General features: G+C 69.9%; 17 protein-coding genes and 1 pseudogene. 9 read left to right on the top strand and 9 right to left on the bottom strand.

Translation table 11 applies throughout. The features are described from left to right. Nucleotides 1-244: 244 nt before the first annotated feature. Nucleotides 245-733, bottom strand: a complete 489-nt coding sequence (locus PY257_RS12165; protein ID WP_275742159.1) for a YqaA family protein — start codon at nucleotides 731-733, stop codon at nucleotides 245-247. Between the two features lie 145 nt (nucleotides 734-878). On the opposite strand from PY257_RS12165, the gene dusB reads away from it, so the two are divergent. From dusB to PY257_RS12145, 4 genes are all read left to right on the top strand, one after another. Continuing rightward, nucleotides 879-1,919, top strand: coding sequence for a tRNA dihydrouridine synthase DusB (gene dusB, locus PY257_RS12160; protein ID WP_275742157.1), 1,041 nt, complete (start codon nucleotides 879-881; stop codon nucleotides 1,917-1,919). Nucleotides 1,920-1,980: 61 nt separating this feature from the next. After that, nucleotides 1,981-2,217 (top strand): Fis family transcriptional regulator, encoded by a 237-nt coding sequence (locus PY257_RS12155; RefSeq protein ID WP_275742154.1) that lies wholly within the window; start codon nucleotides 1,981-1,983, stop codon nucleotides 2,215-2,217. Between the two features lie 17 nt (nucleotides 2,218-2,234). Then, nucleotides 2,235-3,842 carry a bifunctional phosphoribosylaminoimidazolecarboxamide formyltransferase/IMP cyclohydrolase gene (gene purH, locus PY257_RS12150; RefSeq protein WP_275742152.1) on the top strand — a complete coding sequence of 536 codons (1,608 nt, stop codon included), beginning with the start codon at nucleotides 2,235-2,237 and terminating at the stop codon, nucleotides 3,840-3,842. A 178-nt stretch (nucleotides 3,843-4,020) separates the two neighbouring features. Next, nucleotides 4,021-4,842 (top strand): ferritin-like domain-containing protein, encoded by an 822-nt coding sequence (locus PY257_RS12145; protein WP_275742150.1) that lies wholly within the window; start codon nucleotides 4,021-4,023, stop codon nucleotides 4,840-4,842. Between the two features lie 76 nt (nucleotides 4,843-4,918). Here the strand turns inward: PY257_RS12145 and PY257_RS12140 are convergent, their stop codons facing one another. The 3 genes from PY257_RS12140 to PY257_RS12130 all read right to left on the bottom strand — a co-directional run bounded on the left by PY257_RS12140 (nucleotide 4,919) and on the right by PY257_RS12130 (nucleotide 10,271). Then, entirely contained in the window at nucleotides 4,919-5,341 is a 423-nt protein-coding gene (locus tag PY257_RS12140) for a CreA family protein (protein WP_275742148.1), read from the bottom strand. A 92-nt stretch (nucleotides 5,342-5,433) separates the two neighbouring features. Next, complete coding sequence (gene cphA, locus PY257_RS12135; protein WP_275742146.1) at nucleotides 5,434-8,019, bottom strand: cyanophycin synthetase; 2,586 nt, start codon at nucleotides 8,017-8,019, stop codon at nucleotides 5,434-5,436. A 29-nt stretch (nucleotides 8,020-8,048) separates the two neighbouring features. Then, the gene (locus PY257_RS12130; RefSeq protein WP_275742162.1) at nucleotides 8,049-10,271 is read right to left on the bottom strand and encodes a cyanophycin synthetase; all 2,223 of its coding nucleotides are present in this window, start codon (nucleotides 10,269-10,271) and stop codon (nucleotides 8,049-8,051) included. Between the two features lie 216 nt (nucleotides 10,272-10,487). On the opposite strand from PY257_RS12130, the gene PY257_RS12125 reads away from it, so the two are divergent. The 4 genes and pseudogenes from PY257_RS12125 to PY257_RS16395 form a co-directional block, all read left to right on the top strand. Then, the gene (locus PY257_RS12125) at nucleotides 10,488-12,752 is read left to right on the top strand and encodes a cyanophycin metabolism-associated ABC transporter (RefSeq protein WP_275742144.1); all 2,265 of its coding nucleotides are present in this window, start codon (nucleotides 10,488-10,490) and stop codon (nucleotides 12,750-12,752) included. Continuing rightward, the gene (locus PY257_RS12120) at nucleotides 12,749-13,249 is read left to right on the top strand and encodes a cyanophycin metabolism-associated DUF1854 family protein (RefSeq protein WP_275742142.1); all 501 of its coding nucleotides are present in this window, start codon (nucleotides 12,749-12,751) and stop codon (nucleotides 13,247-13,249) included. Before PY257_RS12125 ends, PY257_RS12120 begins: the two co-directional genes overlap by 4 nt. Nucleotides 13,250-13,411: 162 nt before the next feature. Continuing rightward, a complete protein-coding gene (gene queC / locus PY257_RS12115; protein WP_275742140.1) occupies nucleotides 13,412-14,113 on the top strand; it encodes a 7-cyano-7-deazaguanine synthase QueC in 702 nt (233 codons plus the stop codon). Between the two features lie 380 nt (nucleotides 14,114-14,493). After that, nucleotides 14,494-14,694 (top strand): annotated as a pseudogene (locus tag PY257_RS16395) (hypothetical protein); the annotation flags it as partial. Between the two features lie 660 nt (nucleotides 14,695-15,354). Here the strand turns inward: PY257_RS16395 and PY257_RS12105 are convergent. From PY257_RS12105 to PY257_RS12085, 5 genes are all read right to left on the bottom strand, one after another. Then, nucleotides 15,355-15,501 carry a hypothetical protein gene (locus tag PY257_RS12105; RefSeq protein ID WP_275742138.1) on the bottom strand — a complete coding sequence of 49 codons (147 nt, stop codon included), beginning with the start codon at nucleotides 15,499-15,501 and terminating at the stop codon, nucleotides 15,355-15,357. A gap of 20 nt (nucleotides 15,502-15,521) precedes the next feature. After that, nucleotides 15,522-15,884, bottom strand: coding sequence for an EF-hand domain-containing protein (locus PY257_RS12100; RefSeq protein WP_275742135.1), 363 nt, complete (start codon nucleotides 15,882-15,884; stop codon nucleotides 15,522-15,524). A 98-nt stretch (nucleotides 15,885-15,982) separates the two neighbouring features. Beyond that, complete coding sequence (locus PY257_RS12095) at nucleotides 15,983-16,897, bottom strand: 5'-nucleotidase (protein WP_275742134.1); 915 nt, start codon at nucleotides 16,895-16,897, stop codon at nucleotides 15,983-15,985. A 10-nt stretch (nucleotides 16,898-16,907) separates the two neighbouring features. Beyond that, a complete protein-coding gene (gspF, locus tag PY257_RS12090; protein WP_275742131.1) occupies nucleotides 16,908-18,128 on the bottom strand; it encodes a type II secretion system inner membrane protein GspF in 1,221 nt (406 codons plus the stop codon). A gap of 42 nt (nucleotides 18,129-18,170) precedes the next feature. Next, entirely contained in the window at nucleotides 18,171-19,175 is a 1,005-nt protein-coding gene (locus tag PY257_RS12085) for an LLM class flavin-dependent oxidoreductase (protein ID WP_275742130.1), read from the bottom strand. A 222-nt stretch (nucleotides 19,176-19,397) separates the two neighbouring features. Here PY257_RS12085 and PY257_RS12080 point away from each other — a divergent pair, with 222 nt between their 5' ends. Then, nucleotides 19,398-19,667 (top strand): hypothetical protein, encoded by a 270-nt coding sequence (locus PY257_RS12080; RefSeq protein ID WP_275742128.1) that lies wholly within the window; start codon nucleotides 19,398-19,400, stop codon nucleotides 19,665-19,667. The last annotated feature ends 150 nt before the right edge of the window (nucleotides 19,668-19,817 follow it).

The following is a 19,817-nucleotide window of genomic DNA, read 5'->3' as shown; positions in this document are numbered from 1 at the left end:
CCGTCACAGCCCCGAAAATCCCGATTTATCGCGCCTCCCTCTCTTCATTTATCTCACTCCCGTTCACCCTGCGCCGCCCGCCGCTCCGCGCGCAGGCTGACCACGTTCCCGGTGCTGCTGCAAAAACAGGCAGCACCGACACACTCCTTGCGAATCAACGACTTGGCATGTCCATGCACGCGGCGGGCACGGCTTGTCCACAAGTTTGTCCAGCGGCGGCGGGGAAAAACCCGCGCTGCCCCCACTACCCCCACAACCCCCATTGCGCGGGAAAAACGTGCAGCAGCAGCAGGGTGACACACACATAGCGCAGGAACTTGCCGACCACCATGTAGGCCACGCAGGGCCAGAACGGCAGGCGCAGCCAACCCGCGACCGCGCAAAGCGGGTCGCCCACCAGGGGCAGCCAGCTCAGCATGCAGGCCGGCGGGCCCAGCCGCTCCAGCCAGTCGAGCGCGCGCAGGTGCACGCGGGAATGGCGGTAGCGGTCGGCCACCCTGGACGCGCCCCAGCCCATCCACCAGTTCGTCACGCCGCCCAGCGTGTTGCCCGCGGTGGCAACGAGGACGGCAGGCCAGAACATGCCGGGGCTGAGCTTGAGCAGCCCGAACAGCGCAGGCTCGGAGCCCAGCGGCAGCAGCGTGGCCGAGATGAACGAGACCACGAACAGCGCGCCGAGGCCGTACTGCGGCAGCGCCAGCAACGCGAGAACGGAAGCGATCCAACCCGGCATGAGGCAGCCAGTATAGAAAACGGGCGCCGCCATGCATGACCTCACCATCCGCGCCACGCGGCAGGCCCATTTCAATTGCTGAAATTTTGGGCAGCTACAATCACGCCTCTTTTTTCAGCATCCCCCGCGGCCTCCCCTCCACGCCATGCAGATCGGCCCCTACGCCCTGCCGAACAACGTGTTCGCCGCACCCATGGCGGGCGTCACGGACCGACCCTTCCGGCAGTTGTGCAAGTCGCTCGGCGCAGGCTATGCGGTAAGCGAGATGGTCACATCCAGGCGCGATCTGTGGAACAGCCTCAAGACCTCGCGCCGCGCCGACCACGCGGGCGAGGCCGCGCCCATCGCCGTGCAGATTGCCGGCACCGATGCGCGGATGATGGCCGACGCCGCCGCCTACAACGCCGAGCGCGGCGCGCAGATCATCGACATCAACATGGGCTGCCCGGCCAAGAAGGTCTGCAACAAGTGGGCCGGCTCCGCGCTGATGCAAAACGAGGCGCTGGCCATCGAGATCGCCGAGGCCGTGGTTGCCGCATGCGCGCCGCGCGGCGTGCCGGTCACCCTGAAGATGCGCACGGGCTGGTGTGCGGCACACCGCAACGCGGTGGCGCTGGCCCGCCGCTTCGAGGCCGCGGGCATCCAAATGCTCACCGTGCATGGCCGCACGCGCGAACAGGGCTACAAGGGCGAGGCCGAATACGACACCATCGCCCAGGTAAAGGCCGCGGTGCGCATCCCCGTGGTGGCCAACGGCGACATCGACGCGCCAGAAAAGGCGCGCGACGTGCTGCGCGCCACCGGCGCCGACGCGGTGATGGTGGGCCGCGCGGCCCAGGGCAGGCCCTGGATCTTCCGCGAGATCGCGCACTACCTCGCCACCGGCGAGCACCTGGCGCCGCCGCTCGTGGCCGAAGTGCAGCGCCTGCTGCTCGACCACCTGGAGCAGCACCACACGCTGTATGGCGCGGCCAGCGGCGTGCGCAGCGCGCGCAAGCACATCGGCTGGTACGTGCGCACGCTGCCCGGCGGCGAGGATTTCCGCAGCCGCATGAACGCCATCGAGGACTGCACCCGGCAGTTGCAGGCCGTGGCTGGCTATTTCGACGCCCTGGGCGGCAGCATGGACCGCATGCCGGCGGCGACGGCAGCCTGCGCGGAAGAACCAGAAGGATTCGCTGCATGAGCGCCGCGCCGGGCCGCTCAAGCCAGGCCCGCGCCGCAGTGCGCGACACGAAGGTCATCCCATGAGCAAGAAAAACATCGAGGAATGCATACGCGAAAGCCTGCAGGGCTACTTCAGCGACCTGCGCGGCGAACAGCCCCACGGCATGTACGACATGATGATCCGCGTCATGGAAAAGCCGCTGCTCGAAGAGGTGATGGCGCAGGCCGGCAACAACCAGTCGCGCGCCGCCGAATGGCTGGGGCTCAACCGCAACACGCTGCGCAAGAAGCTCGTCGAGCACAAGCTAGTCAACTGAACCGCACTGGATTCCCCATGAATGCACTCATCTCCGTCTCCGACAAAACCGGCATCCTTGAATTCGCGCAAGGGCTGCATGCGCTGGGCATCAGGATCCTGTCCACCGGCGGCACCGCCCGGCTGCTGGCCGATGCAGGCCTGCCCGTGACCGAGGTGGCCGACCATACCGGCTTCCCCGAGATGCTCGACGGCCGCGTGAAGACGCTGCACCCCAAGATCCACGGCGGCCTGCTGGCGCGCCGCTCCCTGCCCGCACATGTGGCGGCCTTGCAAGCGCACGGCATCGACACCATCGACCTGCTGGTGGTCAACCTCTACCCGTTCGAGGCTACGGTCGCCAGGCCCGGTTGCACGCTGGAGGATGCGATCGAGAACATCGACATCGGCGGTCCGGCCATGGTGCGCAGCGCGGCCAAGAACTGGCAGGACGTGGGCGTGCTGACCGACGCCGCGCAATACCCTGTGGCGCTGGCCGAGCTGGGGGCATCCGGCAAGCTCGGCGAGAAGACCCGCTTCGCCTTCTCGGTCACCGCGTTCAACCGCATCGCGCAGTACGACGCGGCCATCAGCAACTACCTCTCGGCCATCCAGGAAGACGGCACGCACGCGGCCTTCCCCGCGCAGGCCAACAGCAGCTTCGTCAAACTGCAGGACCTGCGCTATGGCGAGAACGCCCACCAGTGCGCCGCGCTCTACCGAGACCTGCACCCCGCGCCCGGCTCGCTGGTCACGGCCACGCAACGGCAGGGCAAGGAGCTGAGCTACAACAACCTCGCCGACGCCGACGCGGCGTGGGAATGCGTGAAGAGCTTTGCCACGGGAGCCCAAGGCGACCTTTCCAAGTCCGCAGCATGCGTCATCGTCAAGCATGCCAACCCCTGCGGCGTGGCCGTAGGCAAAGATCCGGCCGAAGCCTATGCCAAGGCGTTCCAGACCGACCCGACCTCGGCCTTCGGCGGCATCATCGCCTTCAACCAGCCGCTCGATGGTGCCGCGGCGCAGGCGGTTTCCAGGCAGTTCGTCGAGGTGCTGATGGCGCCCGCCTTCACGCCCGAGGCACTGGAAGTGTTCAAGACCAAGGCCAACGTGCGCCTCCTCGAAATCCCGCTCGCCAGCGTGCGGCACGACGGCAAGACCGCCTGGGAGCGCGGCCAGAACGCGCATGACGTCAAGCGCATCGGCTCGGGCCTGCTGATCCAGACCGCCGACAACCACGTGCTGCGGCGCGAGGATCTGAAGGTGGTCACCAAGCTCGCCCCGACCGAACAGCAGATCGAGGATCTGCTGTTCGCCTGGAAGGTTGCCAAGTTCGTCAAGAGCAACGCCATCGTGTTCTGCAAGGACGGCATGACCATGGGCGTGGGCGCGGGGCAGATGAGCCGGCTCGATTCGGCCCGCATTGCCAGCATCAAGTCCCAGCACGCCAAGCTGTCGCTGGCCGGCACGGCGGTGGCGAGCGATGCCTTCTTCCCGTTCCGCGACGGGCTCGACGTGGTGGTCGACGCGGGTGCCACCAGCATCATCGAGCCCGGCGGCAGCATGCGCGACCAGGAGGTGATCGACGCGGCCAACGAGCGCGGCGTGGCCATGGTGTTCTCGGGCGTGCGCCATTTCCGGCATTGAGCGACGCCTTTTGATCCTTGCACGAGACCGGCTCCACGCCGCCCTGCGCGTGTTGTAAAAATCTGTCCACGATGACCATGCAGGCCGTGGACCCGGGTATTTTCCAGCACACTGCCTGGATGCGCAGCGGGCCATTTTGGCGGATGCTTCGCATGGGACATGACCTTGAGGAGCGCATATGTCAAGCGATGGGGCAGTACGGTGGAAGGTGGAAGACCTGGATTTCTCGCGCATCGCGCTCAGCGAGGTGCGCGCGGACGAGAACCTCTTCTACCTGGCGAGCTGCGCGTCGTTCGTCGAAAGCGGCTCCGACTTGTACACCCGCAACCTGGTGAATTACTTCCAGGGCGACGAGGAAGTCTCGGCATGGCTGTCCGGGCACTGGGAGCCCGAGGAACTGCAGCACGGGCGGGCGCTGCGCGCCTACGTGGCCCACGTCTGGCCAGAGTTCGACTGGGAAAGCGCCTACCGGAGCTTCCTCGCCGAATACGCGACCTACTGCAGGGTCGATTTGCTGGCCCCGACGCGCGCCCTGGAAATGGCGGCGCGCTGTGTGGTGGAAACCGGCACCGCCACCTACTACGGAGCGCTGGCGCGCAGCACGGCGGAGCCCGTGATGCGCGACCTGGCCCGCCGCATCGCGGCCGACGAGGCCAACCACTACCGGCATTTCTACGGCTTCTTCCAGCGCTACCGCACGCAGGAGCGCCCGGGACGCGCGCGGGTGCTGGCCACCCTCGGGCGGCGCACGCTGGAGCTCAAAAGCGAGGATGCCGATTGCGCGGTACGGCACGTGGTCCGGGCCCGCTGTCCGGAACGCGCGGCCGACCGTGACTATGTGCGGCGCCTGCGCGAGCGCATGAACTCCACCATACGCCGCAACCTCCGGCCCGACGCCACGCTCAGAATGCTGATGCGCCCGCTGGAACTGCCCCCCAGGGTGCAGGCGGTGATCCAGTACCCGGTGGAGCAGTTCATGCAGCGCATGTTCCTGCGCTGACTCTTGATCGACCGAAGCCGGCTGCGCCATGCGGCAGAGAAGGCGCGGATGGCTCCCGCGCGCAAGCGCCCCAGCCTCAGCGCAGCGGAATCGGCGTGCCCCGCGCCACCGGCACCGCCGTCACCGCGTTCTGCGGCGAGCCATCGATGAGCTTGTCGGAATAGGTCAGGTACACCAGGGTGTTGCGCGGCGCGTCCACCATGCGCACGATGCGCAGGCGCTTGAACAGGATCGACATGCGCTCGCTGAACACCTCTTCCTGCTTGCGCAGCGGCTTCGGGATGGCGATGGGGCCGGTCTGGCGGCAGGCGATGGAGGCTTCTGCCTTGTCCTCGGCCAGCCCGAACGCGCCCTTGAGGCCGCCCGTGCGGGCGCGCGAGACGTAGCAGGTCACGCCCTGCACGCCGGGGTCGTCATAGGCCTCGACGACGATCTTGTGGTCCGGGCCGATGAGCTTGAAGGCCGTGTCCACGTCGCCCACGGTTTCGGCGCGGGCCATGCACCCAGCGAGCACCAACGCTCCTGAAACAATAGCTGCCACCGCAGGTGGAACAAGCGCTGGCGGGCGATTTTGCATCAAGGTATCGTTCCTCACGCGGGCTGGGCCGCCTCGGTCTCGGCGATGCGCCGGGCCAGGTGGGCCAGCGCCTCGTCGATCTGGTCGATCAGCACCAGGCACAGGTCGCCGGGCCGCAGGCGGGCGAGCGCCGTGTCGATGGCGTTGAACTCGCCCTGCACCTCCTCCACGTGCGTGGCGCGGCGGGTGCCGGCCAGGCCGTCGCGCAGCAGGCGCAGCACCTCGCCGTCGGCGCGTCCGCGCTGGCAGGCGTCCTGGTACAGGATTACCTCATCGAACGCGCGGCCCAGGATCTGCGTCTGCTCGCGGATGTCCTGGTCGCGCCGGTCACCCGCGCCGCTGATGACCACCGTCCGGCGCCGGGCCGGCATGGCGTCCACGGCGGCCACCAGCGCACGCATGGCGTCGGGGTTGTGGCCGTAGTCGGCGATCAGCGTGGCGCCCTTGTAGTCCATGACGTTGAAGCGCCCGGGGGCGTTGTCGGCGTCGCCCGAGAAGCTCGACAGCCCGCGGCGGATGGTGTTCCAGTCCAGCCCGATGCTCCAGGCAGCGGCCACCGCGGCCATGGCGTTCTCGACCTGGAAGCCGATGGCGCCGCCGCGCGTGAGCGGCACGTCGCGCAGCGCAATGCGCTCGCGCCACGAGCCCTGGGCGGCGACGATGGCATCGCCGTCCACGCACACAGTGCGCTCTCCGAGGGCGCGGTGCGTGGCCATCACGGGGTGCTGGCGGTCGGCGGCGAAGAAGACGACCTTGCCGGGACAGTTGGCGGCCATGGCCGCGACGATGGGGTCCGCCGCGTTGAGCACGGCCCAGCCCGCGGGCGCCACGTTCTGCACGATCACGCGCTTGAGCACCGCCAGGTCTTCCACCGTGGTGATGTAGTTGAGCCCCAGGTGGTCGCCCGCGCCCACGTTGGTCACCACGGCCACCTGGCAGCGGTCGAAGCCCAGCCCCTCGCGCAGGATGCCGCCGCGCGCGGTCTCGAACACCGCCGCGTCCACCTCGGGGTGCATGAGCACGTTGCGCGCGCTGCGGGGTCCGCTGCAGTCGCCGCTGTCGATCTGGCGCCCGCCCACGTACACGCCGTCGGTGTTGGTCATGCCCACGCCCAGGCCGCTGGCGCCCAGGATGTGGGCGATGAGCCGCGTGACGGTGGTCTTGCCGTTGGTGCCGGTCACCGCCACCACGGGAACGCGACCGTCGCTGCCATGGCCGAACAGGTTGTCGATGATGGCCTCGCCCACCGCGCGGCCCCGCCCGAACGAGGGTGCGATGTGCATGCGCAGGCCCGGCGCGGCGTTCACCTCGACGATGCCGCCGCCCTGCTCCTCCAGCGGCTGCAACACGTTCTCGCACACGATGTCCACGCCGCAGATGTGCAGGCCCACCATCTGCGCGGCGGCGACGGCGCGCGCCGCCACCTCTGGATGCACGTCGTCGGTCACGTCGGTGGCGGTGCCGCCGGTGGACAGGTTGGCGTTGTTGCGCAGCACCACGCGGCGGCCCTTCTCGGGCACGGCATCGGGCGCCAGGCCCTGGGCCTGGAGCTGCGCGATGGCGATGTCGTCGAGCCGTATCTTCGTGAGCGAGGTGGAGTGCCCCTCGCCGCGGCGCGGGTCGCGGTTGACCTCGGCCACCAGTTCGCGCACCGTGTGCGCGCCGTCGCCCAGCACCAGCGGCGGCTCGCGCCGCGCAGCGGCGACGAGCCGCTCGCCCACCACCAGCATGCGGTAGTCGTGGCCCGGCAGGTATTTCTCGACCATCACCTCGCCGTAGTGCGCGGCGGTGCGGTAGGCGGCGTCGATCTGCGCGCGGTCGGTGATGTTGACGGTCACGCCCTTGCCCTGGTTGCCGTCCTGCGGCTTGACCACCACGGGCAGGCCCACGTCCTGCGCCGCGGCCCACGCGTCGTCGGGCGACTGCACGGGCCGGCCCAGCGGCACCGGCACGCCGGCGGCGTGCAGCAGCTTCTTGGTCAGGTCCTTGTCCTGCGCGATGGATTCGGCCACGGCGCTGGTGGAATCGACCTCCGCGGCCTGGATGCGGCGCTGGCGCGAGCCCCAGCCGAACTGCACCAGGCTGCCGCGCGTGAGCCGGCGGTACGGTATGCCGCGCGCCACGGCGGCTTCGACGATGGCGCCAGTGCTCGGGCCCAGGCGCTCGTCCTCGTCGGCGGCGCGCAGTTCGGCCAGGGCCGTGGCGGCGTTGAACACGCCGCCGCTCGCCGCGGCCTCGATCAGCGCGCGCGCATGGGCCAGGGCCAGGCGGCCCACGGCCTCCTCGGTGTATTCGACGACGACCTGGAACACGCCGGCCTCGGGCGTGGCCGTCGTGCGGCTGAAGGTCACGGGGCAGCCGGCCTGGGCCTGCAGCGACAGCGCCGCGGCTTCGAGCACGTGGGCCAGCGCGACCGGCCCTTCATGGCCCGCGTGGCGCAGCGCGCCCACGGTGGGGAACAGCGCGCGCAGCCGCGCCTCGAACCCCGGCAGATGGTCGATGGCGCATTCGGCAGGCGTACAGGCCACCACGGCTTCGATGGTCGTGTGGCGGCTCCACAGGTTGGGCCCGCGCAGCGCGCGGATGCGGGAGATTTCCATGGCGGATTCCGGCGGAAGGTTCGGTACGGTCAGTGCGTGGCGGCTTCGGCGCGGGCCGTGCGCGCGGGCATGGCATCGGAGTCGAACGTCTTGACTCCCGCGGCGATCAGGTCGGGCGCCACGTCCAGCGCCCAGGCCGCGGCCACGGCGGCCAGCAGGCTGCGGGCCTGGGCCGCATCGCCCGGGCGGTAGCGCTCGTGCAGCAGGTCGGCCAGGCCGCCGATGGTTTTTTCCGCCGCGCCGATGGCCAGCACCAGGCGGTCGCCCTTCAGGTACACGGCGCGGCCCTGCGTGGCGCGGTGCGCGGCGATGGCGGGCAGCGCCGCGTCCAGGCCGTAGAAGACCACGCCGCCGTCGCACAGGCGCGCCAGCTCGGCCACGCGCGGGTCGCCGGCATGCAGCACGGCCACGCCCTCGGGCAGCACCACGTCGACCTGGGTGCGCAGCACCCGGGCCATCTGGTCGGGCTCGCGCACGTCGTAGGCTGCCAGCGCCTGCGCGCCGTCCATGTCGGTCACCACGCCGACCTGGCAGCGGTCGTAGGCCAGGCCGTCGCGCAGGATGGTCTCGGGACCGTTCTCCACCACGGCGGCCTCGACCATCTGGTTCATCAGCAGGCGGTGGGCGGGCTCCCAGTGGGCGCTGTCCCTGGCATCGACGCGGCGGCGGTCCAGGAACAGGCCGTCGCGGCAGGCCAGGCCCGTGTGGTAGCCGGCCAGGTGCAGCAGCCAGGCGACCATGCGCGCGATGGTCTGCGTGTCCTGCGTGCCGGCCACGCCCACCACGGGGATGCGGCCCGCCTTGCCGTGGCTGTCGGCCTCGGGGAACAGGTGCTCCACGATGACCTGGCCCACGGGGCGCGGCGCGCCCACGGCGGGCTTCAGGTGCATCAGCAGGCCCGGGCCGGCGTTCACCTCGACGATGGCGCCGCCCTGCGCGTGCAGCGGGCGCGATATATCCTGCGCCACCAGATCGATGCCAGCGATGTCCAGCCCCACCACGCGCGCCGCCAGCACGGCCATGCAGGCCACGTCGGCATGCACCTGGTCGGTACAGTCGATGGCGACGTTGCCGTTGCGCTGGATGATGACCTCGCGCCCCTTGGCGGGCACGGAATCGGCCGCCAGGCCCTGGCGCTGCAGTTCGAGCTGCACGCCGCGGTCGCTGGCGACGGCGATGGGTTCGAGCGGAAACTCCTCTTCCACCCCGCGGCGCGGGTCGGTGTTGATCTGCGCGTCGATCAGCATGGCGACGGTGCTGGCGCCGTCGCCGGTGATGCAGACGACCTCGCCGCGCGCCGCCGCCACCACGCGCCCGCCCACGACGAGCAGGCGGTGCTCGTGGCCGCGGATGAAGCGCTCCACGATCACCTCGCTGCCCTCGGGCTCGGCGTTGCGGAAGGCGGCCTCGACCTCTTCGCGGGTGATGAGGTCGAGCGCCACGCCGCGCCCATGGTTGGCGTCGCTGGGCTTCACGACCACGGGCAGGCCAATGTCCTGCGCGGCCTCCCAGGCGTCCGCGGGGCTTTCGACCACACGGCCCTCGGGCACCGGCACGCCGCAGGCGCGCAGCAGGCTCTTGGTCAGGTCCTTGTCGCGCGAGATGCTTTCGGCGATGGCGCTGGTGAATTCGGTCTCCGCGGTCCAGATGCGGCGCTGCGCCGCGCCGTAGCCGAGCTGCACCAGGTTGCCGTCGTTGAGGCGGATGTGCGGGATGCGCCGGTCCGCCGCCGCCGAGACGATGCAGGCCGTGCTCGGGCCCAGGTAGCAGTCGTCCACGCTGGCGCGCAGGCGGGCCACGGCGGCCTTGACGTCGAAGTCGCCGCCACGGATGGCGGCCATGATCAGCGCATGCCCTTCGGCGAGCGCCACGCGCGCCACCTGCTCGTCGCGGGCGCGAAACACCATGCGGTACACGCCGCGCCGCGAGGTGCTGCGGGTCTGCCCGAAGCCCGTGGGCATGCCGGCCAGGTTGAGCAACTCGATCACCACGTGCTCCAGCACGTGGCCGCACCAGGTGCCTTCCTCCAGCCGCTGCAGGAAGCCGCCGCGCTCGCCCACGCCGCAATGGTGTTCGATCAGGGCCGGCAGCCAGGTGGTGAGGCGCTGGTTCAGGCCGGGAATGGTGTGCGAGGGGTAGTCTTCGAGCGTGCCGAGGTCCAGCCATACTTCCAACACGGGCCGGTAGGTCCAGATGTTGGGGCCGCGCAGGTAGTTGGTGCGCAGCAGCCGGATATCTTCCACGGAATCCATTGTTTTCATGCAGTCCATCCCTCGGGCCACGGTTGCCATGGGGCGCGATTGTGCGCTCTGCGATGCGCCCGGGAATGCGCCCTGGACATAGGCGTGGGCCGCGTGGGGCGTGCCGCAGCAGGGCTCGCTGGCGCCGCGCAAACGCGTTTCGGTGAAAATCCACGATCCCAAGCGGGCGGCTGAACCGCGAGAGTAGCCGCGGGTGACCGAATCAAAATGCAACATCACTATCCTGTCGACGCCTCGGGTGCCCTGTCGGGCCCCGGCGGGGCCGATCTGCGAGAGCAACTCGGTGCCAACGAGAACGTTCTCGCCCTGCTGCCGGTTGACCTGGACGCCGGCCTGCGGTTCGCCCAGGGGCAGGTGGCGCTGACCGACCAGCGGCTGCTGGCGCGCGAGGTGCCGGGCGGCGCCTGGAGCGCCTGGGCGCTGCACCCCGGCCTGGCGCTGCGGCTGGGCGACCACGCGGGCATTGGCACGCTGGAACTCGTGGACGCGCGGCAGCGGCTCGCGTGCTGGCGCTTCACCCTCGCGCTGCATGCGCAGGCGCTGCGGCTGTTGCAGGCATTCGAGCAGCGCCGCGCGCACGGCCGCGCGGATGCTGCGCCGCAGCAAGACGAGGGCGATGACTTTGCTGCGGCGCAGCAACCGCTGCCATCCACCTGGGTGCTGCTGCGCCTGTGGCGCTTCGCGCGGCCCTACCGGCGGCAACTGGCGGCGGGCTTCGCGCTCACGCTGGCCTCCACCGCGGCGGCACTGGTGCCGCCCTACCTGACCATCCCGCTGATGGACGAGATCCTGATTCCGTACCAGAACGGGCAGGCGATTGCGCAGCAGCGGGTCTACCTCTACCTCGGCGGCCTGCTGGGCGCGGCGCTGGCCGCGTGGGGGCTGAACTGGGCGCGCACCTACATCCTGGCGCTGGTGTCCGAGCGCATCGGCGCGGACCTGCGTACCACCACCTATGAACACCTGCTGCGCCTGTCGCTCGACTACTTCGGCGGCAAGCGCACGGGCGACCTGATGGCGCGCATCGGTTCGGAGACCGACCGCATCAACGTCTTTTTGTCGCTGCACGCGCTCGACTTCGCCACCGACGTGCTGATGATCGCCATGACCGCGGCGATTCTTTTTTCCATCAACGCCTGGCTCGCGCTGGTCACGCTGGTGCCGCTGCCTTTCATCGCCTGGATGATCCACACCGTGCGCGACCGGCTGCGCACCGGTTTCGAGAAGATCGACCGCGTGTGGAGCGAGGTGACCAACGTGCTGGCCGACACCATCCCCGGCATCCGCGTGGTGAAGGCCTTTGCCCAGGAGGCGCGCGAGGCGCGGCGCTTCCACGACGCCAACCGCCGCAACCTGGAGGTCAACGACCGGCTCAACCGCACCTGGAGCCTGTTCACCCCCACGGTCACGCTGCTGACCGAAGCCGGCCTGCTGGTGGTGTGGGCCTGCGGCATCTGGCTGGTGGCGCACAACCGCATCACGGTGGGCGTGCTGACCGCCTTCATCGCCTACATCGGGCGCTTCTACGCGCGGCTCGACTCGATGAGCCGCATCGTCTCGGTCACGCAGAAGGCCGCCGCCGGCGCCAAGCGCATCTTCGACATCCTCGACCACGTGAGCAACGTGCCCGACCCCGCCCAGCCCGTGAAGCTCGACAAGGTGCAGGGCGCCATCAGCATGCAGGGCGTGGGCTTTCGCTACGGCAGCCGCGCGGTCATCAAGGGGCTCTCGCTCGACATCCGCCCCGGCGAGATGATCGGCCTGGTGGGCCACAGCGGCTCGGGCAAGAGCACGCTGGTCAACCTGCTGTGCCGCTTCTACGACGTGACGGACGGCGCCATCCTGGTCGACGGCGTGGACATTCGCCGCCTGGCCGTGGCCGACTACCGCCGCCACATCGGCCTGGTGCTGCAGGAGCCGTTCCTGTTCTTCGGCACCATCGCCGAGAACATCGCCTACGGCAGGCCCGACGCCACGCGCGAGGAGATCGTGGCCGCCGCGCGCGCCGCACACGCGCACGACTTCATCCTGCGGCTGCCGCACGGCTACGACTCGCTGGTGGGCGAGCGCGGCCAGGGCCTGTCGGGCGGCGAGCGCCAGCGCATCAGCATTGCCCGCGCGCTGCTGATCGACCCGCGCATCCTGATCCTCGACGAAGCCACTTCCGCCGTGGACACCGAGACCGAGAAGGAAATCCAGAAGGCGCTCGACAACCTGGTGCAAGGCCGCACCACCATCGCCATCGCCCACCGCCTGTCCACGCTGCGCAAGGCCGACCGGCTGGTGGTGATGGACCGCGGCGAGATCGTCGAGGTGGGCCCGCACGACGACCTGATGGCGCGCCAAGGCGCCTACTGGCGGCTCTACGAGGCCCAGGCCCGGCGCGCCGAGGCGGACGACAGTGCCGCCGCCAGCCCGGCGCCGCCGCCGCTCCCCGTTTCGCACTCCGCGCATCCCGCGGGCACGCCATGACTGCGCGGCAACCCGATACCGCCGCGCCGCCGGCGCTGGACATCGCGCTGGAACGCACGCCATTCGGCCGGCTCGACCTGACGCTGGCCGACGGCACCCGCCATGCCGGCGTGGTGCCGGTGCGCGCCTTTCCGCTCGCCGCGCCGGACGAGGGCCTGTCGTTCGTCGGCCCCGCGGGGCACGAAGTGCTGTGGGTCGCGCGGCTGGCCCGCCTGCCCGCGCCCGCGCGCGCCCTGGTGGAGCAGGAGCTGGCCCTGCGCGAGTTCATGCCCACGATCACCCGCATCGCGGGCGTGTCGGGCTTTTCCACGCCCAGCACCTGGCGCGTCGAAACCGACCGCGGCCCGACGGAATTCGTGCTGAAGGCCGAGGAGGACATCCGGCGCCTGCCGCAGGGCCGGCTGCTGATCGCGGGCGCGCAGGGCGTGCATTACCTGATCGCCGACGCCCGCGCGCTCGACCGCCCTTCGCGCAAGCTGCTGGGGCGGTTTCTTTGATACTCCCAGGGAGTATGCATTAAATTCGCCCGTATTATCTGCGGTAGAAGATTGCATATAGGGGAGTATTACGCACTGCCGGTTCCACGCCCCGCCGCCCAGGCCCTCCGGCGCCGCCAGGGGCATACTTTTTGCTGAATTCCACTTGCCTTCACACACCCCATGCACAAAGCCGCCCTCGTCCTCTTCTCGGGCGGGCAGGATTCCACCACCTGCCTGGCCCAGGCCCTGTCCCGCTACGAGCGCGTGGAAACGCTGGCCTTCGACTACGGCCAGCGCCACGTGGTCGAACTGCAGTCCCGGCTCGACGTGCTGGCCCAACTGCGGCTGCAGTTCCCGGCCTGGGCCGCGCGGCTGGGCGACGACCACCTGCTCGACCTGGCCGTGCTGGGCCAGGTGAGCGAGACCTCTCTCACGCGCGACATGGCCTTTCGCATGGAGGAAGGCGGCCTGCCCAACACCTTCGTGCCGGGGCGCAACCTGATCTTCCTGACCTTCGCCGGCGCGCTGGCCTACCGCCGCGGGCTCGACGTGATCGTCACCGGCGTGTGCGAAACCGATTTCTCCGGCTACCCCGACTGCCGTGACGACACCATCAAGGCCATGCAGATCGCGCTGTCGCTGGGCATGGAGCGGCGCGTGCTGATCGACACCCCGCTCATGTGGATCGACAAGGCCGACACCTGGCGCCTGGCCGAGTCGCTGGGCGGCGGCGCGCTGGTGGACCTGGTGGTCGAGTACACCCACACCTGCTACCTGGGCGACCGCAGCCTGCGCCATCCCTGGGGCTACGGCTGCGGGCAGTGCCCGGCCTGCCTGCTGCGCGCGCGCGGGTGGGAGCGCTACCGGCCGAACGCCCCCTGAGCCCCACGGCACACCGGCGCGGAGATTGCGAAACACGACGACGAAAGCGATGGATTCGTGCCGAGGGGCAGGCGCAAACCGCAGCGATAGCCGTCGCTAGCGCGAGGATTTGCAACGCCGCCATGCGGCAAAAGGCGCGGTTTATGGGCTGCTTCGCGTTGAACACTGCACTGGCACAGTTGCCCGAGACACTCGCCGGCAAGGAGCGCCGGGCCGGCGCGCCGACGCCCGCCTACCCGCAAAAAAAGTAGGTGGAGACTGAAAAAAGGCCTAAATTCCGGCTCAGTTCTGCCGTTAAGAAGTACGAGAGCCGCAAAAAGCGGCTGATGCCTCTGCAATGACGCTGCCGCCAGCGCTGGAGAAACCATCGGGAGAAAGTCATGCCACTGCCGCCTGTTGACCGACTGCCGAACTGGCGCCCCCAAGGCGCCGACCTGTATTCGACCGGTGCTTCCGGCGCGGTGCCCGTGCGCCCCGTGAATGCCGCCAATTCGGTGGAATCCACCGACCGCAACGGCGAAGGCGTGGTGCTGCGCACGTCTGCCGGCGAGGCGGCGGGCAGCGCGCCCAACGCCCCCGACCTGCCGGAGCTGTATTCGCGCCGCGGCCTGCCCTCGGGCAGCCTGGCGCCCGCCGCGGCGGCGCAGACGCCCGGGGCAGCCGCGCCCGCTGCTGCTACGGCCTTCACGCCAGCCACCGCCGCCGTATCCGCGGCAGGCGCCGCGGCGGCGGGCACCGATGCCGCCACGGCCGCCGCCGATCCCGCCCAGGCCACCGACAAGACCGCCGCGCGCACCGGCGAAGCGGTGAACCAGCCCTCCAACACCGACCCGGCCAACGAGGACTGGACCAGCCGCGCCGCCGAGCAGCGCAAGGCCGAGGCGGCCAAGCAGGCAGCGGAGCCGCCGAAGGAGCCGATCTCCAAGCAGTTGCTCGAATTCCTGCAGTCGGTCTGGCGCGCCAGCGGCAATGCCATCGACATCGCGCAGCACACCAGCCAATCCGCCAGCCGGGACATCAACGCCCAGCAGCCGCTGCGCAGCGACCCGCTCACCTACACCGGGCAGCAGAGCGGCAAGAAGTCATCGGGCGTGCTGTAGCCGGCGCGCCCGCAGGGCGCCGCTCCTGTAGCGCTCCTGTATTGATAGCTTCCACCGCTGTATTTCCGGCGACTTCAGCATCAAACATAGCTGAAGTCGGTCAAATACAGGCGGTGGCAGCTACTGATTCGATAGCGCCTTTCATGCCGCGGCGCCGAGGTTCAGCGCCACGATGGCGGCCAGCAGGCCGCTTTCCATTTTTCTTCGGAGCGGAAATAGGGGGCGACCCAGGGCCCAGACCTTGGCGGTCTGCGTGGCCGCGCTGCGCAGGCGGGTGGGGATTTTCATCGGTGCGGTCATGCGGGGGACTAGGGCTTGGCTGCCGCGCTGGCGGGTTCGCGTGCGGCCGCCTCGCGCTTGGCCTGTTCGCGCCGCGCGCGGTACTGGACGGCAAAGGTGCGCACCTCGTCCATGCCGACGAAGCCGTCGTGGTCGGTGTCGGCCTCGTCGAAGGCCGCCGCCAGCGGCGGCAACAGCGCCACCTCGGCGCGGCTGAGCTTGCCGTCGCCGTTGGCGTCGAGCATCTGGAACTGGCGCTCGGCCTTGAGCTCGCCCCGGCTCTTGGCCGGCGCGGCTTCGGGCTGCGCAGCGGTGGCCTGCGACTGCGCCGCCATGCAGGATGCGAGCGCCACGGCCAGCAGGGCGGCGGAAAAACAAGAATGGATGCGCATGGGGAGAAAGACCTTTCCTGGCCGCCATGGTCGCATGGAGGCGCGCCCGGCATGGGTGATGTCACCCGGCGTTACAGGCTTTTGCCGGGACTTTTCCTTCAGCGTGTCGCCTCGAGGTTGGCGATGCCGCTGTCCACATGTCCCGCCGGCACGTGCAGCGCGGCGGCGGTGACGTGGCCGGTCTGGTCGTCGAAGAAGAAGTCGGGCTCGAACTCGCGCAGGAAGCCGCCCTTGTCCAGCCCGCCGAGGAACATGGCCTCATCGACCGCGATGTTCCAGCTCATCAGCGTCTGGATGGCGCGCTCGTGCGCCGGCGCGCTGCGCGCCGTGACCAGCGCGGTGCGGATGCGCATGCCCACCTGGCTGGCGTCCTGCTGCAGCCGGTGCAGCGCGGCCAGCAGGGGCTTGAATGGCCCGCCGGGCAGCGGCTGTGCGGCGTTGGCCGATTCGTGCTGCTGGAACGCGGCCAGGCCCTCGGCCTGGTAGATGCGCTCGGCCTCGTCGCTGAACAGCACCGCGTCGCCGTCGAAGGCGATGCGCACTTCGTCGGGGTGGTTGTAGCTGGCCTGCACCGACTCGGTCAGCACGCGCGCGGCGGGAAAGCCGAGCATGAGCGCCTGCCGCACGTCGTTCTGGTTGGCCGACAGGAACAGGTGCGCGCCCAGCGGGCGCAGGTAGCGGAACGGGTCGCGCCCCTGCGTGAACACGCCGCGCTGCACGCTGGGCAGGCCGTGCGCCGCGCACGAGCGGAACACGCGCATGCCGCTCACCGGGTCGTTGCGCGAGAGCAGCACCACCTCCACGCGCTGCTGCTCGGGCACGTTGAAGGCCAGCAGCTTGCGCACCAGTGAGAACGCCACGCCGGGCGCGGCGGGAATGTCGAGCCGCTGGCGCTGCAGCTCCACGTAGGCGCGGTCGTTGCCGCGCTCGAACACGCGGTTCTCCTCCTCGAAGTCGAACAGCGCACGCGAAGAGATGGCGACGACGAGCTTGTCGTCTAGGGTGATGGGCATGTGGCTACAGCTACTTGACGAACTGGTTCATCTCGATGATCGGCAGCATCACGGCAAGGACGATCAGCATCACGACCAGCCCCATCGCCACGATCAGCAGCGGCTCCAGGATGGTGGCGAGCTGCATGGCGCGGCGCTGTACCTCGCCGCCCAACTGGCTGGCCGCGCGCTGCAGCATCACGGGCAACTGGCCGGTCTGCTCGCCCAGGCGCGCGAACATCGCCACCAGGCCGGGGAAGCGCTTCTTCTGCGCCAGGGCCGACGCCAGCGGCGCGCCCTCGCGCACCAGCACCAGCGCGTCGAGCGCGTCGGCGCGCATGGCCGTGTTCGACAGCGTTTCGGCGGCGGCCTGGAGCGCGCGCAGGATGGGCACGCCCGCAGCCGCCAGCATGGCCAGCGTGCTGGCGAAGCGCGCCGCGTTGTAGCCGCGCGCCAGCCGGCCCACCAGCGGCAGCCTCAGCCATGCCGCATCGATTTTGGGGCGAAAAACGGCACTGGCGTAGGCGGCACGGGCGCAAAATGCTATTAATACAATAGCGATCAGCAGCGCCCATCCATAGCCGCGCACGAAGCTGCTCACCGCCAGCATGGCTTGCGTGAGGAGCGGCAGCGCGTGCTTGGTGCCCGCGAACACGTTGGCCACCTGCGGCACCACGTAGGTCACCAGGAACAGCACGATGGCAATCGCCACCACGGTCACGATGGCCGGGTACAGCGCCGCACCCATGAGCTTGGCCTGGAGCGCCTGGCGCTCCTCCAGGTCGTCGGCCAGGCGGTCGAGCACCAGGCCCAGGTTGCCGCTGGACTCGCCCGCGCCGATCACCGCCGTGTAGATGGGCGAGAACTCGCGCGGGTGCTGCGCCAGCGCGCGCGCAAAGGGCGACCCGGCGTTGACCTCGGCGCGCAGGTTGGCGACCAGGTTGCGCTGGCGCTCGTCCTCGGCCTCGTCGGCCAGCGCGGTGAGCGCCCGCTCCAGCGGCAGGCCCGAACTCACCAGGCCCGCGATCTGGCGCGTCCACACCGCCAGGCCCGTGGCGTTGAAGACGCGCGCCGCGAAGAAGCCGCCCCCGGCGGCGGCCTGGGCGCCAGTGCCGGCGAGCGGCTCCACGGCCAGCGGCACCAGTGCCTGCGCGCGCAGCAGGCCGCGCGCCGCGCGGGCGGTGTCGGCTTCCAGCACGCCCTTGCGGGCATGGCCTTGCGCGTCGAGAGCTTCAAAAGAAAAAGCGGGCATAGGGCGATGGTAACGGGCCGGCCCCGCCCTCCCGCCGCCAGGTCAGCCGCGCGCGCGGGCCGCAGCGGCAATGTCGAGCGCACGCAGGCGCAACGCCGGGTCGTAGACGTCGCAGACCAGGATGAACTCGTCGGCGCCCGTGCGTTCGTGCAGCGCCTGCAGCCCGGTGCGCACCGTGTCGGGCCCGCCGATCACGGCGGCGGCCAGGAAGTCGCCCACCGCAGCACGCTCCTGCGGCGAAAGGTGTTCGGCAAACCCCTGCACGGGCGGCGGCAGCAGGCCGCGCTGGCCCGTCAGGATGCCCAGCACGCGCTGGTACACGCTGCTGGCCAGGTACTGCGCTTCGTCATCCGTGGGCGCGGCGACCAGCGGCACGCCGATGGCCACGTAGGGTTTGGCCAGCGTGGGCGAAGGCCGGAAGCGCGCGCGGTACAAGTCCACCGCGGCGTCCAGCAGGCGCGGCGCGAAGTGGGAGGCGAAGGCATAGGGCAGGCCGCGTTCCGCCGCGAGCTGGGCGGAAAACAGGCTCGACCCGAGCAGCCAGATCGGCACGTTGCTGCCCGTGCCCGGCGTGGCCACTAGGCGCTGACCCGGCTGCGCGGGGCCCAGCAGGCGCTGCAGTTCGGCCACATCGGCAGGGAAATCGTCCACCGACTCCATCCGGTCGCGCCGCAGCGCGCGCATCGTGGCCGGGTCGGTGCCGGGCGCGCGTCCCAGGCCCAGATCGATGCGCCCTGGATACAGCGCCGCCAGCGTGCCGAATGCCTCGGCCACCACCAGCGGCGCATGGTTGGGCAGCATCACCCCGCCCGAGCCCACGCGGATGCGCGCGGTGCCGCCGGCGATGTAGCCAATCAGCACCGAGGTCGCGGAACTGGCGATGCCCGGCATGTTGTGGTGCTCGGCGAGCCAGTAACGCGTGAAGCCGAGCGTTTCGACGTGCCGCGCGGTGGCAAGCGCGTTCGCCAGTGCATCGGCCACCGTGCCGCCCTCGCGCACAGCGACGAGGTCGAGGAAGGAGAAAGCAGTGTCTTGGAGGGATGCCATGCAGGGATTGTGGAGCGAAAGGCTTTCCCCTTGCTGGCATCAAGATATGGATGGGCGACGACCTGCCCAAGGTTTTCCGTGCGCCACAGGGGGCGGCCACCAACCCGCATATTTCACACTCCCCCACTGCATGACCCATTGCGGATCAATTTCGGCGCTCGGGCTGCCTGACTGACCTGTGCGGGCTGCCTGACCTGTGCGATTTTTGACATCCTCCCCGGCATGAATGCCGGAGCTTCCTACGGCGCTCAGGCGCGGCATGGAGCCGCCTCTGCGTCGCTTCGGTGGGTTCCTGCTGCTGGCGGCATTGCTGCACCGCTCGGCGTCGTGACGGAGCTGGCTCAAGAACTCGGCGCCCTGCACGAGCGCGGCGCGCTGCCAGACATCGATGAACTGCGCACGCGGTTTGCGCCACGCCAGACCTCGATGCCCGAGGTGCGGGTGGTGCTGCCGAGCGCGGCCGACTACGACGAACTGCTGGAGGCCGCATGACCATGATGGCCACCACACTGACGGCTGCCGATGCGGCACGCGTGCCCCTGATGCTCAGCGAACTGAGGCTGCCCACGATCAAGCTGTCCGCGCCGATCCAAATCTGAGCCACCGGGCCGACTGAATATTGAGCCAGGGGTGGAAGCCGAC

It is taken from the genome of Curvibacter soli (assembly GCF_029211125.1).
Lineage (GTDB): Bacteria > Pseudomonadota > Gammaproteobacteria > Burkholderiales > Burkholderiaceae_C > Curvibacter_A > Curvibacter_A soli.
This window is presented reverse-complemented; position numbering and strand designations above follow the sequence as displayed.